This window comes from Klebsiella sp. DY2415 (assembly GCF_026314315.1).
Lineage (GTDB): Bacteria > Pseudomonadota > Gammaproteobacteria > Enterobacterales > Enterobacteriaceae > Klebsiella > Klebsiella ornithinolytica.
Genome location: NZ_CP111115.1, coordinates 585,158 through 599,263 on the forward strand (window position 1 = coordinate 585,158; position 14,106 = coordinate 599,263).

General features: G+C 53.1%; 12 protein-coding genes and 2 tRNA genes. 11 read left to right on the top strand and 3 right to left on the bottom strand.

The genetic code is table 11. The features are described 5' to 3' along the window. Positions 1–70: 70 nt before the first annotated feature. From folP to OQV00_RS02825, 5 genes are all read left to right on the top strand, one after another. A complete protein-coding gene (gene folP, locus OQV00_RS02805) occupies positions 71–919 on the top strand; it encodes a dihydropteroate synthase (protein ID WP_004868096.1) in 849 nt (282 codons plus the stop codon). Continuing rightward, entirely contained in the window at positions 912–2,249 is a 1,338-nt protein-coding gene (glmM, locus tag OQV00_RS02810; protein WP_015585662.1) for a phosphoglucosamine mutase, read from the top strand. The genes folP and glmM overlap by 8 nt, the downstream gene beginning before the upstream one ends. A gap of 305 nt (positions 2,250–2,554) precedes the next feature. After that, on the top strand, positions 2,555–2,884 hold the full coding sequence (secG, locus tag OQV00_RS02815; protein ID WP_004868090.1) for a preprotein translocase subunit SecG: 330 nt from the start codon (positions 2,555–2,557) through the stop codon (positions 2,882–2,884). Positions 2,885–2,897: 13 nt separating this feature from the next. Beyond that, positions 2,898–2,984: transfer RNA gene (locus OQV00_RS02820), tRNA-Leu, on the top strand. A gap of 147 nt (positions 2,985–3,131) precedes the next feature. After that, on the top strand, positions 3,132–3,533 hold the full coding sequence (locus tag OQV00_RS02825; RefSeq protein WP_004868088.1) for a hypothetical protein: 402 nt from the start codon (positions 3,132–3,134) through the stop codon (positions 3,531–3,533). A gap of 37 nt (positions 3,534–3,570) precedes the next feature. Here OQV00_RS02825 and OQV00_RS02830 read toward each other — a convergent pair whose 3' ends face one another. The 3 genes from OQV00_RS02830 to argG form a co-directional block, all read right to left on the bottom strand. Continuing rightward, on the bottom strand, positions 3,571–4,122 hold the full coding sequence (locus tag OQV00_RS02830; RefSeq protein WP_004868084.1) for a YfaZ family outer membrane protein: 552 nt from the start codon (positions 4,120–4,122) through the stop codon (positions 3,571–3,573). Positions 4,123–4,809: 687 nt separating this feature from the next. After that, entirely contained in the window at positions 4,810–5,439 is a 630-nt protein-coding gene (locus tag OQV00_RS02835) for a helix-turn-helix domain-containing protein (RefSeq protein ID WP_004868081.1), read from the bottom strand. Positions 5,440–5,609: 170 nt separating this feature from the next. Next, positions 5,610–6,953, bottom strand: coding sequence for an argininosuccinate synthase (gene argG / locus OQV00_RS02840; RefSeq protein WP_004868077.1), 1,344 nt, complete (start codon positions 6,951–6,953; stop codon positions 5,610–5,612). A 453-nt stretch (positions 6,954–7,406) separates the two neighbouring features. On the opposite strand from argG, the gene OQV00_RS02845 reads away from it, so the two are divergent. The 6 genes from OQV00_RS02845 (at position 7,407) to truB (ending at position 14,001) form a co-directional block, all read left to right on the top strand. Next, positions 7,407–7,483, top strand: a tRNA-Met gene (locus OQV00_RS02845). A 206-nt stretch (positions 7,484–7,689) separates the two neighbouring features. Then, positions 7,690–8,142, top strand: coding sequence for a ribosome maturation factor RimP (gene rimP / locus OQV00_RS02850; protein WP_004868075.1), 453 nt, complete (start codon positions 7,690–7,692; stop codon positions 8,140–8,142). A gap of 27 nt (positions 8,143–8,169) precedes the next feature. After that, the gene (gene nusA / locus OQV00_RS02855; RefSeq protein WP_004868073.1) at positions 8,170–9,657 is read left to right on the top strand and encodes a transcription termination factor NusA; all 1,488 of its coding nucleotides are present in this window, start codon (positions 8,170–8,172) and stop codon (positions 9,655–9,657) included. A gap of 24 nt (positions 9,658–9,681) precedes the next feature. Next, entirely contained in the window at positions 9,682–12,366 is a 2,685-nt protein-coding gene (gene infB / locus OQV00_RS02860) for a translation initiation factor IF-2 (protein ID WP_004868071.1), read from the top strand. A 289-nt stretch (positions 12,367–12,655) separates the two neighbouring features. Then, on the top strand, positions 12,656–13,057 hold the full coding sequence (gene rbfA / locus OQV00_RS02865) for a 30S ribosome-binding factor RbfA (RefSeq protein WP_004106092.1): 402 nt from the start codon (positions 12,656–12,658) through the stop codon (positions 13,055–13,057). Beyond that, positions 13,057–14,001: a tRNA pseudouridine(55) synthase TruB gene (truB, locus tag OQV00_RS02870; RefSeq protein ID WP_004868069.1), complete on the top strand. Its 945-nt coding sequence runs from the start codon at positions 13,057–13,059 to the stop codon at positions 13,999–14,001. Before rbfA ends, truB begins: the two co-directional genes overlap by 1 nt. Positions 14,002–14,106 lie beyond the last annotated feature (105 nt).

Genomic DNA, 14,106 nt, shown 5'->3' on the forward strand with positions numbered 1-14,106 from the left:
CGAAACCCCGGGGCGCCTGCCGCTCCGGGGTTTTTCTTTTTATTAACCTTCCGGATTCATGGATTTCGCGATGAAACTCGTAGCCCAGGGCTCAACCCTCGATCTCTCCCATCCTCACGTAATGGGTATCCTTAACGTGACGCCAGATTCATTCTCCGATGGCGGCACACATAACTCGCTCGTGGAGGCGGTTAAGCATGCCAATCTGATGATAAATGCGGGAGCGACTATCATTGATATCGGCGGCGAATCGACCCGTCCGGGAGCGTTGGATGTGAGCGTCGAAGAGGAGCTGGCGCGCGTGATCCCGGTGGTAGAAGCCGTTGCTCAGCGTTTTGAAGTCTGGATCTCGGTAGACACGTCGAAGCCAGAAGTGATCCGTGAGTCCGCTCGGGCAGGCGCGCATATTATTAACGATATCCGTTCGCTGACCGAGCCTGGGGCGCTGGAAGCCGCGGCACAAACCGGGCTACCGGTGTGTCTGATGCATATGCAGGGGCAGCCAAAAACGATGCAGGAAGCACCGAAGTACGATGATGTCTTTGCCGATGTCGCCCGCTTCTTCACCGAGCATATCGTGCGCTGTGAACAGGCGGGTATCGCAAAAGAGAAATTGTTGCTCGACCCGGGATTCGGTTTCGGTAAAAATCTTGCCCATAATTATGAGCTACTTGCCCGACTCGGCGAGTTCCATCAGTTCGGTCTCCCGCTGCTGGTTGGCATGTCGCGCAAGTCGATGGTCGGCCAACTGCTTAACGTCGGGCCGACGGAACGCCTCAGCGGCAGCCTGGCGTGTGCAGTGATTGCAGCGATGCAGGGCGCGCAGATTATTCGCGTCCATGACGTCAAAGAAACGGTAGAAGCGCTACGCGTGGTGGAAGCCACCCTGAGCACAAAGGAAAATAAACGTTATGAGTAACCGCAAATATTTTGGCACCGATGGTATCCGTGGCCGCGTGGGTGATGCGCCAATTACCCCGGAATTCGTGCTCAAGCTGGGCTGGGCTGCGGGCAAGGTGCTGGCGCGCCACGGTTCACGCAAAATCATTATTGGTAAAGATACCCGTATCTCTGGCTATATGCTGGAATCGGCGCTGGAGGCAGGGCTGGCTGCGGCGGGGCTCTCCGCTTCTTTCACCGGTCCAATGCCTACTCCGGCGGTGGCTTACCTGACGCGAGCCTTCCGTGCAGAAGCCGGGATTGTCATTTCAGCTTCGCATAACCCGTTCTATGACAACGGGATCAAATTCTTCTCTATTGAAGGCACAAAGCTGCCGGATAACGTAGAAGAGGCGATTGAAGCGGAAATGGAAAAAGAGCTCACCTGCGTTGATTCGGCCGAATTGGGCAAAGCCAGCCGTATCGTGGATGCCGCCGGCCGTTATATTGAATTCTGCAAAGGTACCTTCCCGAACGAACTGAGCCTGAATGCGCTCAAAGTGGTTGTCGACTGCGCCCATGGCGCGACCTATCACATTGCGCCGAATGTATTCCGCGAGTTGGGTGCTCAGGTGATCGCGATGGGTTGTGAGCCGAACGGGCTCAATATCAACGAAGAGGTCGGAGCAACCGACGTACGCGCCCTGCAGGCTCGCGTACTGGCCGAAAAAGCCGATCTGGGTATCGCCTATGATGGCGATGGCGACCGCGTCATCATGGTCGACCATGAAGGTAACAAGGTCGATGGCGATCAGATTCTGTATATCATCGCCCGGGAAGGTCTGCGGCAGGGCCAGCTGCGCGGCGGCGCGGTGGGAACGTTAATGAGTAATATGGGGCTGGAGCTGGCGCTCAAACAGCTGGGCATTCCGTTTGTCCGGGCTAAAGTGGGTGACCGCTATGTCCTCGAGAAGCTGCAGGAGAAAGGCTGGCGTATCGGCGCGGAAAACTCCGGCCACGTTATCCTGCTGGATAAAACCACCACCGGTGACGGTATCGTCGCGAGTCTGCAGGTTGTGGCGGCGATGGTGCGTAACCACATGAGTCTGCATGACCTGTGTAGCGGCATGAAAATGTTCCCGCAAATCCTGGTCAACGTCCGTTTCACCGAAGGCAGTGGCAACCCGCTGGAACATGAAAACGTGAAAGCGGTGATGGCGGAAGTGGAAGCGGCATTGGGCAACCGTGGTCGTGTGCTGCTGCGCAAATCGGGTACCGAGCCGCTCATTCGCGTCATGGTCGAAGGCGAGCACGAAGAGCAGGTGCATGAGTTCGCGCATCGTATCGCCGATGCGGTGAAAAACGCCTGATTAAGCCGGTGATTTATTTTCTCGTCTGCGCAGTGGTGCCGTCGGCGCCAGACAACGTGAAATAATTATGCGGACTGACAGGGTGCTAAGTGTTTAAAAAGGCGGCGCTTGCCGCCTTTTTCTTCGCCAAAAAATCGTTTTTTGCTGTTTTTTTCCGCAGTTGATACAATGCACCGAAATTGCCCTTGCGAAGGTCATTCGCTTTGGTTAGTATTCACACCCGCTTCAGTGGGAAACATTAAAACCTCCCGCTTTATTGGTTGAAGCAATTGGTATGCGGCGAATCCGCAAGGAACAGGTTGATTATGCAAGAAGCTCTTTTAGTTGTTTTCCTTATTGTAGCGATTGGCCTCGTTGGTCTGATTATGCTGCAGCAAGGTAAAGGCGCTGATATGGGAGCCTCCTTCGGAGCAGGCGCTTCCGGCACGTTGTTTGGATCCAGCGGTTCTGGTAACTTCATGACCCGCATGACTGGTATTCTGGCAGCGTTGTTCTTCATCATCAGTCTGGTGCTGGGCAATATCAACAGCAACAAGACCAATAAAGGAAGTGAGTGGGATAATCTGAGCGCGCCGAAAACCGAGCAGACTCAGCCAACAGCGCCGGCACAGCCGAGCAGCGATATCCCGCACTAATAGTTATATCCGTGCCGAGGTGGTGGAATTGGTAGACACGCTACCTTGAGGTGGTAGTGCCCGATTGGGCTTACGGGTTCAAGTCCCGTCCTCGGTACCAATATTCCGAAAAAAAGACGCTGAAAAGCGTCTTTTTTTTTTGCCTTCGACAGGCGCTTATTTATTTATAAATAACTCTTCACTGGTCTTGAACCCACCGCAATCGCTAAAGTCGCGCTCATCTATTCAGAAGAGGTGAAGTGACGCCATGAAAAAAATCAGGTCGTTTATCATTGCCGGCGCCCTGTGTTTGTCCGGATGCAGTACTACGCCGTCGGCGGATACCGTGGACACTATTAACACTTTAACGGTGCCGGTATTGCATAGTGACGCGCAGCTTTCAGGGCAGAGTGCTCAGGCGGTGGTCAGTTGTTTCCAGGATAATAGCGCAATTATCGGCAGCCTGAGCCGGTCGTTAAAAGATAACTACCTGCAGGATGCTTCTAAAAAAGACATCTTTGATAAAGACAGCGAGGCGTTCCACGTCTACAGCGCTCTGACGAAACTGGAACAGATGTCAGCGATGAACGAGGTTTATCGTAAAGAGAACAACATTGCCGGACTGCAGGTGATTAACCGCCTGCTGAAAGCCGTTCCTGTGGCGGCATAGACGAATGAGGGATTGCCGTCGGCAATCCCTTTTTGCATCAGAAACGGAAGTTGAAACCTGCATAAGCGCCATCAGCCAACGTGTTGTCATGATGAGCGTCTTTCCCCGCCATATCGATATAGCGATATCCGGCTTCAATATTCAGCGATTTAATCACGTTAATCCGCACGCCGGCATTGGCTTCCACGTAGTCATCGACGCCGCTGGACATGGAGTCCGGAGAATAATAGGTTTCACCGAAAAGCGTAAAGTATTGGCCCAGCGGAAGCTGTGCACCGCCGCCCAGTGCGACGGCGTAGCCTTCATCGCTGTCTTGCGGATTCAGATAGAGCGCTTTGCCACCCAGAGTCAGGAGAAACGGACCGAGGTTAAAGTTATAGCCCATGCCTAACCCGGCGACGTCGCCGTCATTATCGCTGTGCGCCCAGTTGCCGTTAAAGGTCATACCCGGTTCTTCGGCACCGAAGCTGGCGGAAAGGTTAGTGAATTCTTCCCCCGCCTCTCCGTGTAAGTTTACCGATGCGCAGGCGGCGCTGCTGGCGCCGAGAGCGGCAACTAACAGAACTGATTTCGGAGTGATCATGCTCATTGTTGAATTCCTTCAGGTAAAAAAATGCCCGATACGGGCGTTCGGGCAAAAATTTAACGGGTTTTTGGGTTTAATCGTTATTTACTGAAGCGCGATACCTTTGTCACGATTGCGCCAGGGGTATCGACACTTACGCTTTGCTGATTATTGGCAGCGTCGCTGGCGCGCTAAAAGATCGCGCGACCAGCCCAGTCTGGTATGACATCCGGATAGTGCGCCATCTGCTGACGGACCATCCATCAGGCGTTTTCAGGGACAGCTGAAGCACCTGATTTCTCGACCCATCCTCGCGCCTGAAGGGACATAAATGCCTGCAGCAGCCGGATGAGGGTTAATCCTCACATCAGACAACTCTTCCCAACGCATCGCCCACCTGGTCGATGAGGTACGGTCGAAGAAGATCGTCATAGTGCCAGCTGCAGAAACCGGTGTTGTCGTATCGTGCACCGGGACAGAAGGATATTAACCTTCGCACGGTACAGGGATTGACTGTGAATGGTATAAGGAGAACCATCTTCATTCCTGAGCTTGTTGTTCAGTTTTCAACACACAATCAGTGTGATAAATACATGAGCCCAGAATAAAATTATTTATCGCTTGTCGTTATCATTTGTTTGTTTAAATTTAAATTCTTCAGTCGACCCGGCGCCGACAACAATAGATAAGCGATAAATAGCCGATGGATGATTAGAATTTTTCAGGAAGCGAGCTTACGCTTTGTAAATAACCACCGCGGGCGAACTCAATATATCCTCCTTTTTTTAACGCCGACAGGACATTGAGAATACTGCTGCGTGAAAGATGGGTGCGGTCCTGAATATATTCGAGGATGGAGACCCGTAGTCGCGTCTCTTCCGGCAACAGCAGCATCTCCAGCAGATGATTGCGAATCACCGAGTAGGTACGTTGCTGCAGCACCAGATCGTCCCGGTACACCAGATAGGAAGTATGGTATGCCAGCAGACGGGTCACCTCTTCCCACAGATTATGCTCACGGAACAGTTTGATGGCTTGCTCGCTGTCGATGCGCAGAACTTCGGAGGCGACCTCAGCACGCAGAGCGTGGCTATGGCTCGGCTGCAGTATCTCGGCGACGCCAAACAGATGAGGTTCATAGACGGTCACGATCAATAATTTATCAGATGAACGAATGACGGACAGCTCACCTTTTTTTAAAAGATAGAGCTGCGCTTTACCTTTATAGTTCGGCGTCAGCCTTTTTCTGGCAACGACATTCATAGGTGTAGCATACGGTTCGAGCGTTTCCAGCAGACGGTTGATCGCCTGGTTTGGCCTGACCGGGGGATTAATATTCATCGCGATCCTCGTGGGGTCAAGGATAAATGTATTCGGGTGATTATAGACAATAATTATAAAAAATTGCGACAGGTAAAAATTACCAGACTAAGACTTTTCTGATGCCGTGTGTTGATCAGATAAAAAAAGCCGACGGATTAACGTCGGCTGAGAGCATAGTTGAAAACAGATTATTTGTCTCTGTTTTCCAGGTTTTCTACCTGCGGCAGGCCGGTGGCCGAAGAGGCGCTCAGCAGGCCCGATTGCGCGTAACCAAACAGCTTGTCACGGGTATCGGTAATATCCAGATTACGCATCGTCAGTTGACCAATACGGTCTTCCGCCGAGAACATGGAGTCGCCTTTTTCCATCGTCAGACGTTCGGCTTTGTAGGTCAGATTATCGGAGACGGTATTCAGGATGGAGTAGTCGTTTCCGCGACGCAGCTCCAGCGTCACCTCGCCGGTAATGGCGCTGGCCACCCAACGCTGCAGCGCATCGCGCAGCATCAGGGCCTGGGAATCGAACCAACGGCCCTGATACAGCAGGCGGCCCAGCTGACGACCATGGGCATGGTACTGCTCGATGGTATCTTCGTTATGGATACCGGTCAGCAGGCGCTCATAAGCAATATGCAGCAGTGCCATCCCCGGGGCTTCATAAATACCGCGGCTCTTCGCTTCGATGATGCGGTTCTCGATCTGATCGCTCATGCCCAGACCGTGACGACCGCCGATGCGGTTCGCTTCCAGCATCAGCTCAACGTCATCGCTGAAGGTTTTACCGTTCAACGCCACCGGATGACCCTGTTCAAAACGGACAGTCACTTCCTCGGCCGGGATTTTGACGCTTTCGTCCCAGAACTTGACGCCCATGATCGGGTTAACGATTTTCACGCTGGAGTTGAGGAATTCCAGATCTTTCGCTTCGTGCGTTGCGCCCAGCATATTGGAGTCGGTGGAGTAGGCTTTTTCAACGGACATTTTGTAGTCAAAGCCGCAGGAAATCATGAACTCAGACATTTCCTGGCGACCGCCCAGCTCATCGATAAAGTCGCTATCCAGCCACGGTTTGTAAATTTTCAGCTCGGCATTGGTCAGCAGACCATAGCGATAGAAACGCTCGATATCGTTGCCTTTGTAAGTGCTGCCGTCACCCCAGATATTGACGCCATCTTCTTTCATCGCGGCAACCAGCATTGTGCCGGTTACCGCGCGGCCCAGCGGGGTGGTGTTAAAGTAGGTCAGACCGCCAGTGGTATTGTGGAAAGCACCGCACTGAATCGCGGCGATCCCTTCGGCGACCAGCTGCTTACGGCAGTCGATCAGACGAGCGCCTTCTGCACCGTACTCTTTGGCGCGACGAGGGATTGCATCGTAATCTTCTTCGTCAGGCTGGCCCAGGTTTGCGGTATAGGCATAAGGAACTGCACCTTTTTTGCGCATCCACAGCAGTGCGGCGCTGGTATCCAGACCACCAGAGAAAGCGATACCAATACGTTGACCAACCGGGAGATGCTTAAGAATCGTCGTCATAAAATAAAACCCTGCTAGATAGACTGTTGTGAGTTCGGTTTATCAAGTCGTAGAACCTGTCCCATTTGACTATTCTGCCTGCCGTTTTTTCTCCGGACAAAGTGCATAATCTTCACGAGCATTGACGCTGCGCTGGTGACTGCGCGCTTCCGTACCCAAAGCGGCGGTAGCAATGGCGTCAAATGGAACAAGTTCTTATTGCATTTTTATGCATTAATTATGAGTTTTCATTTAATCATCTTTTGCGGATGACAGGAAGTGCTTCATTGCTTTTTTGCTAAAAAAGAGCGAGATGGCAGCACAAACGCGAACAGGGAGAGATGAAATACATGTTGACAAAATATAGAGTTTATCAATAAACTTTACCACGATTTTATGTCCCGTCCTCGGTACCAAATCCCAGCAGTATTTGCGTCTTTTGCTCAATAAGAGTAAAATATGCCACGTTTCAGGCGCGGGGTGGAGCAGCCTGGTAGCTCGTCGGGCTCATAACCCGAAGGTCGTCGGTTCAAATCCGGCCCCCGCAACCACTTTCCCATTGAGTACTTTTTCAAATATACTGTGAGGACCTGGTCCTTCGTATCCGAATTTGAAAGAATTCTCCTGGAAGGTGTTCCAGATCGCAGTTGCGATCGCAGGGTTCAGTTATCTAAAACCCCGATTTATCGGGGTTTTTTGTTATCTGACTTCAGAATAACTGGGCTATACGCCCTTTTTTTATGTCTTGGGGGTGGGTTTGTCCACATTAGAGCAAAAATTAACAGAGATGCTCACGGCGCCGGTTGAAGCGCTTGGCTTTGAGCTGGTCGGCATCGAATTCATTCGCGGTCGCACATCCACACTGCGCATCTATATTGATAGTGATGATGGCATCAATGTTGATGATTGTGCTGATGTGAGCCACCAGGTCAGCGCTGTCATGGATGTCGAAGATCCAATCACCGTAGCTTACAACCTGGAAGTGTCTTCACCTGGTCTCGATCGCCCGATGTTTACCGCCGAACACTATGAGCGTTTTTCCGGTGAGGAAGTCGCGCTGGTATTGCGTATGGCGGTACAGAACCGTCGCAAATGGCAGGGCATTATCAAAGCGGTAGACGGTGAAATGATCACGGTAACCGTCGAAGGCAAAGATGAAGTGTTCGCGCTGAGTAACATCCAGAAGGCGAACCTGGTTCCCCACTTTTAACAGTCTGGATTGAGGTGAAAGGCCCCGATGAACAAAGAAATTTTGGCTGTTGTTGAAGCCGTTTCCAACGAAAAGGCGCTGCCGCGCGAAAAGATTTTCGAAGCGCTGGAAAGTGCTCTGGCAACGGCAACCAAGAAAAAATACGAACAAGAGATCGATGTGCGTGTAAGCATCGATCGTCGTAGCGGCGATTTTGATACCTTCCGTCGCTGGCTGGTCGTTGAAGAAGTGACTCAGCCGACGCGCGAAATTACGCTTGAAGCGGCGCGCTACGAAGACGAGAGCATGAATCCTGGTGACTACGTTGAGGACCAGATTGAATCCGTCACCTTCGACCGTATCACTACGCAGACCGCGAAACAGGTTATCGTACAGAAAGTCCGTGAAGCTGAACGCGCCATGGTTGTCGATCAGTTCCGCGAGCACGAAGGTGAAATCATCACCGGCGTAGTGAAGAAAGTAAACCGCGACAACATCACTCTGGATCTGGGCAGCAATGCTGAAGCCGTGATCCTGCGTGAAGATATGCTGCCGCGTGAGAACTTCCGTCCAGGTGACCGTATTCGCGGTGTCCTGTATGCGGTTCGTCCGGAAGCGCGCGGCGCTCAGCTGTTCGTAACCCGTTCTAAGCCGGAAATGCTGGTTGAACTGTTCCGTATTGAAGTACCGGAAATCGGCGAAGAAGTTCTCGAAATCAAAGCCGCCGCTCGCGATCCGGGCTCCCGTGCCAAGATTGCGGTGAAAACCAACGATAAGCGTATCGACCCGGTTGGCGCTTGCGTAGGTATGCGTGGCGCACGCGTTCAGGCGGTTTCAACCGAACTGGGCGGCGAGCGTATCGATATCGTCCTGTGGGATGATAACCCGGCGCAATTCGTGATTAACGCGATGGCACCGGCTGACGTCGCATCTATCGTGGTGGATGAAGATAAACACACCATGGATATTGCGGTTGAAGCGGGCAATCTGGCGCAGGCGATTGGCCGTAACGGTCAAAACGTGCGTCTGGCCTCACAGCTGAGCGGCTGGGAACTCAACGTGATGACCGTTGACGACCTGCAGGCGAAGCATCAGGCCGAAGCCCACGCGGCTATCGATACCTTCACGAAATATCTTGATATTGATGAAGATTTCGCCACGCTGCTGGTTGAAGAAGGTTTCGCGACGCTGGAAGAACTGGCCTATGTGCCGGTGAAAGAACTGCTGGAAATCGACGGTCTGGATGAAGCCACCGTTGAAGCACTTCGCGAGCGTGCGAAAAACGCGCTGACCACGTTGGCGCTGGCTCAGGAAGAAAGCCTGGGAGATACTAAACCTGCCGATGATTTATTAAATCTGGAAGGTTTAGAACGTTTGATGGCTTTCAAACTGGCTGCCCGTGGTGTTTGTACGCTGGAAGATCTCGCCGAGCAGGGCATTGATGATCTGGCTGATATCGAAGGGTTGACCGACGAAAAAGCCGGAGAGCTCATCATGGCCGCCCGTAATATTTGTTGGTTCGGCGACGAAGCGTAATAAACTGTAGCAGGAAGGAACAGCATGACAGATGTGACCATTAAAGCGCTGGCCTCAGAGATTCAGACCTCTGTGGATCGCCTGATACAGCAATTTGCTGATGCAGGGATTCGCAAATCGGCTGATGATTCTGTGACGGCGCAAGAGAAGCAGACCTTGTTGACGCACCTGAACCGTGAACACGGTTCGGCGCCCGACAAGCTGACGCTGCAGCGCAAAACGCGCAGCACGTTAAATATTCCAGGTACCGGTGGTAAAAGTAAATCGGTACAAATCGAAGTCCGCAAGAAGCGCACCTTTGTGAAACGCGACCCGCAAGAGGCAGAACGCCTTGCCGCGGAAGAGCAGGCGCAGCGTGAAGCGGAAGAGCAAGCCCATCGCGAGGCAGAAGAAGCTGCCAAGCGAGAGGCGCAATTAAAAGCTGAACGTGAGGCCGCAGAACAAGCTAAACGTGAAGTCGCTGAGAAAGCGAAACGTGAAGCTGCGGAAAAAGACAAAGTGAGCAATCAACAAACCGACGACATGACAAAAAGCGCCCAGGCTGAAAAGATCCGCCGTGAAAACGAAGCAGCAGAGCTGAAACGTAAAGCGGAAGAAGAAGCACGTCGCAAGCTTGAAGAAGAAGCGCGCCGCGTAGCGGACGAAGCACGCCGTATGGCTGCAGAAAACGAAAAGAACTGGACCGAAACGCCAGAAGCTCCAGAAGAAACCAGCGATTATCACGTGACGACGTCTCAGCACGCTCGTCAGGCTGAAGATGATAACGATCGCGAAGTAGAAGGCGGCCGTGGCCGCGGTCGCAACAGCAAAGCTGCGCGTCCGAAGAAAGGCAACAAGCACGCCGAATCAAAAGCCGATCGTGAAGAAGCCCGTGCAGCCGTTCGTGGCGGTAAAGGCGGCAAGCGTAAAGGTTCTTCTCTGCAACAGGGCTTCCAGAAGCCTGCGCAGGCTGTAAACCGTGACGTTATCATCGGTGAAACCATCACCGTTGGCGAGCTGGCTAACAAGATGGCGGTCAAAGGCTCTCAGGTCATCAAAGCGATGATGAAGCTGGGCGCGATGGCAACCATCAACCAGGTCATCGACCAGGAAACCGCACAGCTGGTTGCCGAAGAGATGGGCCACAAAGTTATCCTGCGTCGTGAGAACGAGCTGGAAGAAGCGGTAATGAGCGACCGTGATACCGGCGCGGCGGCAGAAGCCCGTGCACCGGTTGTGACCATCATGGGTCACGTTGACCACGGTAAAACCTCTCTGCTGGACTACATTCGTTCAACCAAAGTGGCATCCGGCGAAGCGGGTGGTATTACCCAGCACATCGGTGCATACCACGTTGAAACCGAAAACGGGATGATCACCTTCCTGGATACTCCGGGTCACGCTGCGTTTACCTCAATGCGTGCTCGTGGCGCGCAGGCAACGGATATCGTTGTTCTGGTTGTTGCTGCCGACGATGGCGTGATGCCACAGACTATCGAAGCTATCCAGCACGCAAAAGCGGCTCAGGTGCCGGTAGTGGTTGCGGTCAACAAGATCGACAAACCTGAAGCGGATATGGATCGCGTTAAAAACGAACTGTCTCAGTACGGCGTTATGCCGGAAGAGTGGGGCGGCGAATCTCAGTTCATCCCTGTTTCTGCGAAAGCGGGTACCGGTATTGATGACCTGTTGAATGCTATCCTGCTGCAGGCTGAAGTTCTGGAGCTGAAAGCTGTACGTAACGGTATGGCCAGCGGCGCGGTTATCGAATCCTTCCTGGATAAAGGTCGTGGTCCGGTAGCAACCGTTCTGGTTCGCGAAGGTACTCTGCACAAGGGCGACATCGTTCTGTGCGGCTTCGAATACGGTCGCGTGCGTGCGATGCGTAACGAACTGGGTCAGGAAGTTCTGGAAGCGGGTCCGTCCATTCCGGTGGAAATCCTCGGTCTGTCCGGTGTTCCGGCTGCGGGTGATGAAGTGACCGTTGTTCGTGACGAGAAGAAAGCGCGTGAAGTTGCGCTGTATCGTCAGGGCAAATTCCGTGAAGTTAAACTGGCGCGCCAGCAGAAATCTAAACTCGAGAACATGTTCGCTAACATGACTGAAGGCGAAGTTCACGAAGTGAACGTCGTACTGAAGGCGGACGTTCAGGGTTCTGTCGAAGCGATCTCCGACTCTTTACTGAAACTGTCTACCGACGAAGTCAAAGTGAAGATCATCGGTTCTGGCGTAGGTGGTATCACCGAAACCGACGCGACCCTGGCTGCGGCATCCAACGCCATCCTGGTCGGCTTCAACGTACGTGCCGATGCATCTGCACGTAAAGTTATCGAAGCGGAAAGCCTGGATCTGCGCTACTACTCCGTCATCTATAACCTGATCGACGAAGTGAAAGCGGCGATGAGCGGTATGCTCTCTCCGGAACTGAAACAGCAGATCATCGGTCTGGCTGAAGTCCGTGATGTCTTTAAATCGCCGAAATTTGGCGCTATCGCGGGCTGTATGGTTACCGAAGGGACGATCAAACGTCATAACCCAATCCGCGTTCTGCGCGACAACGTGGTTATCTATGAAGGCGAGCTGGAATCCCTGCGCCGCTTCAAAGATGACGTTAACGAAGTCCGTAACGGTATGGAATGTGGTATCGGCGTGAAGAACTACAACGACGTTCGCGTTGGCGATATGATCGAAGTGTTCGAAATCATCGAGATCCAGCGTACCATCGCCTAATCTTCGTCGGTTTTTGGGCCGCCACGCGTTGGCTGCGCTCGCTCGCCCCGGTCGCATCGTTATCTATGCTCCCGGGGATTGATGAGAGACCTCTGTCTCTCTCACCGGAGGCCAGCCTTCGGTTGTTCAAATTCGTCCCCGATGAATTTGTCACGAGCCTGCCGCCTTGTTGCCACCCAACATCCTTAGACGATTGACTAGCGTAGGCCGGGTTAGCATAGCGCCACCCGGCAATAATTCTAAAAAGGGGCTTATGGCCCCTTTTTTGTCCTTATCTGGAGAATTTATTATGGCGAAAGAATTTGGTCGCCCGCAGCGCGTGGCTCAGGAGATGCAAAAAGAGATTGCTATCATCCTGCAGCGCGAAATTAAAGACCCGCGTCTGGGCATGATGACCACCGTTTCTGGTGTTGAAATGTCTCGCGATCTGGCTTATGCCAAAGTCTTCGTGACCTTTCTGAACGACAAAGACGAAGCCGCGGTGAAAGCCGGTATTAAAGCATTGCAGGAAGCATCCGGCTTTATCCGTTCCCTGCTGGGGAAAGCGATGCGACTGCGTATCGTGCCGGAACTGACCTTCTTCTACGATAACTCGTTGGTTGAAGGGATGCGTATGTCTAACCTGGTGACCAGCGTGGTGAAGCATGACGATGAGCGTCGTGTGAACCCGGACGACAGCAAGGAGGACTGATGAGTCGTCCTCGTCGTCGCGGTCGCGATGTGCATGGCGTGCTGTTGCTGGATAAACCTCAGGGCGCGTCCAGCAACGATGTACTGCAGAAAGTCAAACGTATCTATAACGCGAATCGCGCAGGGCACACCGGTGCGCTGGATCCGCTGGCAACCGGCATGCTGCCGATTTGTCTCGGGGAAGCCACGAAGTTTTCCCAGTATCTGCTGGATTCCGATAAGCGCTATCGTGTGATTGCGAAGCTCGGACAGCGTACCGACACCTCTGATGCCGATGGCCTGGTGGTGGAAGAGCGCCCGCTGACCTTCAGCGACGAACAGCTGGCGGCGGCGCTGGACAGTTTCCGCGGCGAAACCCAACAGGTACCGTCGATGTATTCGGCGCTGAAATACCAGGGGAAAAAGCTCTACGAATATGCCCGTCAGGGGATTGACGTCCCGCGTGAAGCCCGGCCGATTAACGTCTATGAGCTGCTGTTTATCCGCCACGAAGGGGATGAGCTGGAGCTGGAAATTCACTGCTCCAAAGGCACCTATATCCGGACGATTATTGACGATCTGGGTGAGAAACTGGGCTGTGGCGCACACGTTATTTATCTGCGTCGTCTGGCCGTCAGCAAATATCCGGTTGAGCGGATGGTGACGCTGGAGCAGCTGCAGGCGCTGGTTGAACAGGCCATGGCGCAGGATATTCCTGCCGCGCAGCTGCTCGATCCGCTGCTGATGCCGATGGACAGCCCGGCGTCGGACTATCCTCTGGTTAATATTCCCGAAACATCGGCTGTTTACTTTAAGAATGGCAACCCGGTCCGTACTGCAGGCGCCCCGCTACAGGGCCTGGTGCGGGTCACTGAAGGTGAAGAGGGTAAGTTTCTCGGTATGGGTGAGATTGACGATGAAGGCCGCGTGGCGCCGCGTCGTCTGGTTGTCGAATACCCAGCTTGAGGGCTGTTCTTGCGATAAAAGCCGGCTGCGGGTAGAATATCGCCGCTTAACGTCCGCAAAAGTGTTTTAACATTTTCGGGCGTTGCATCAGGGGTCGCTGAATTA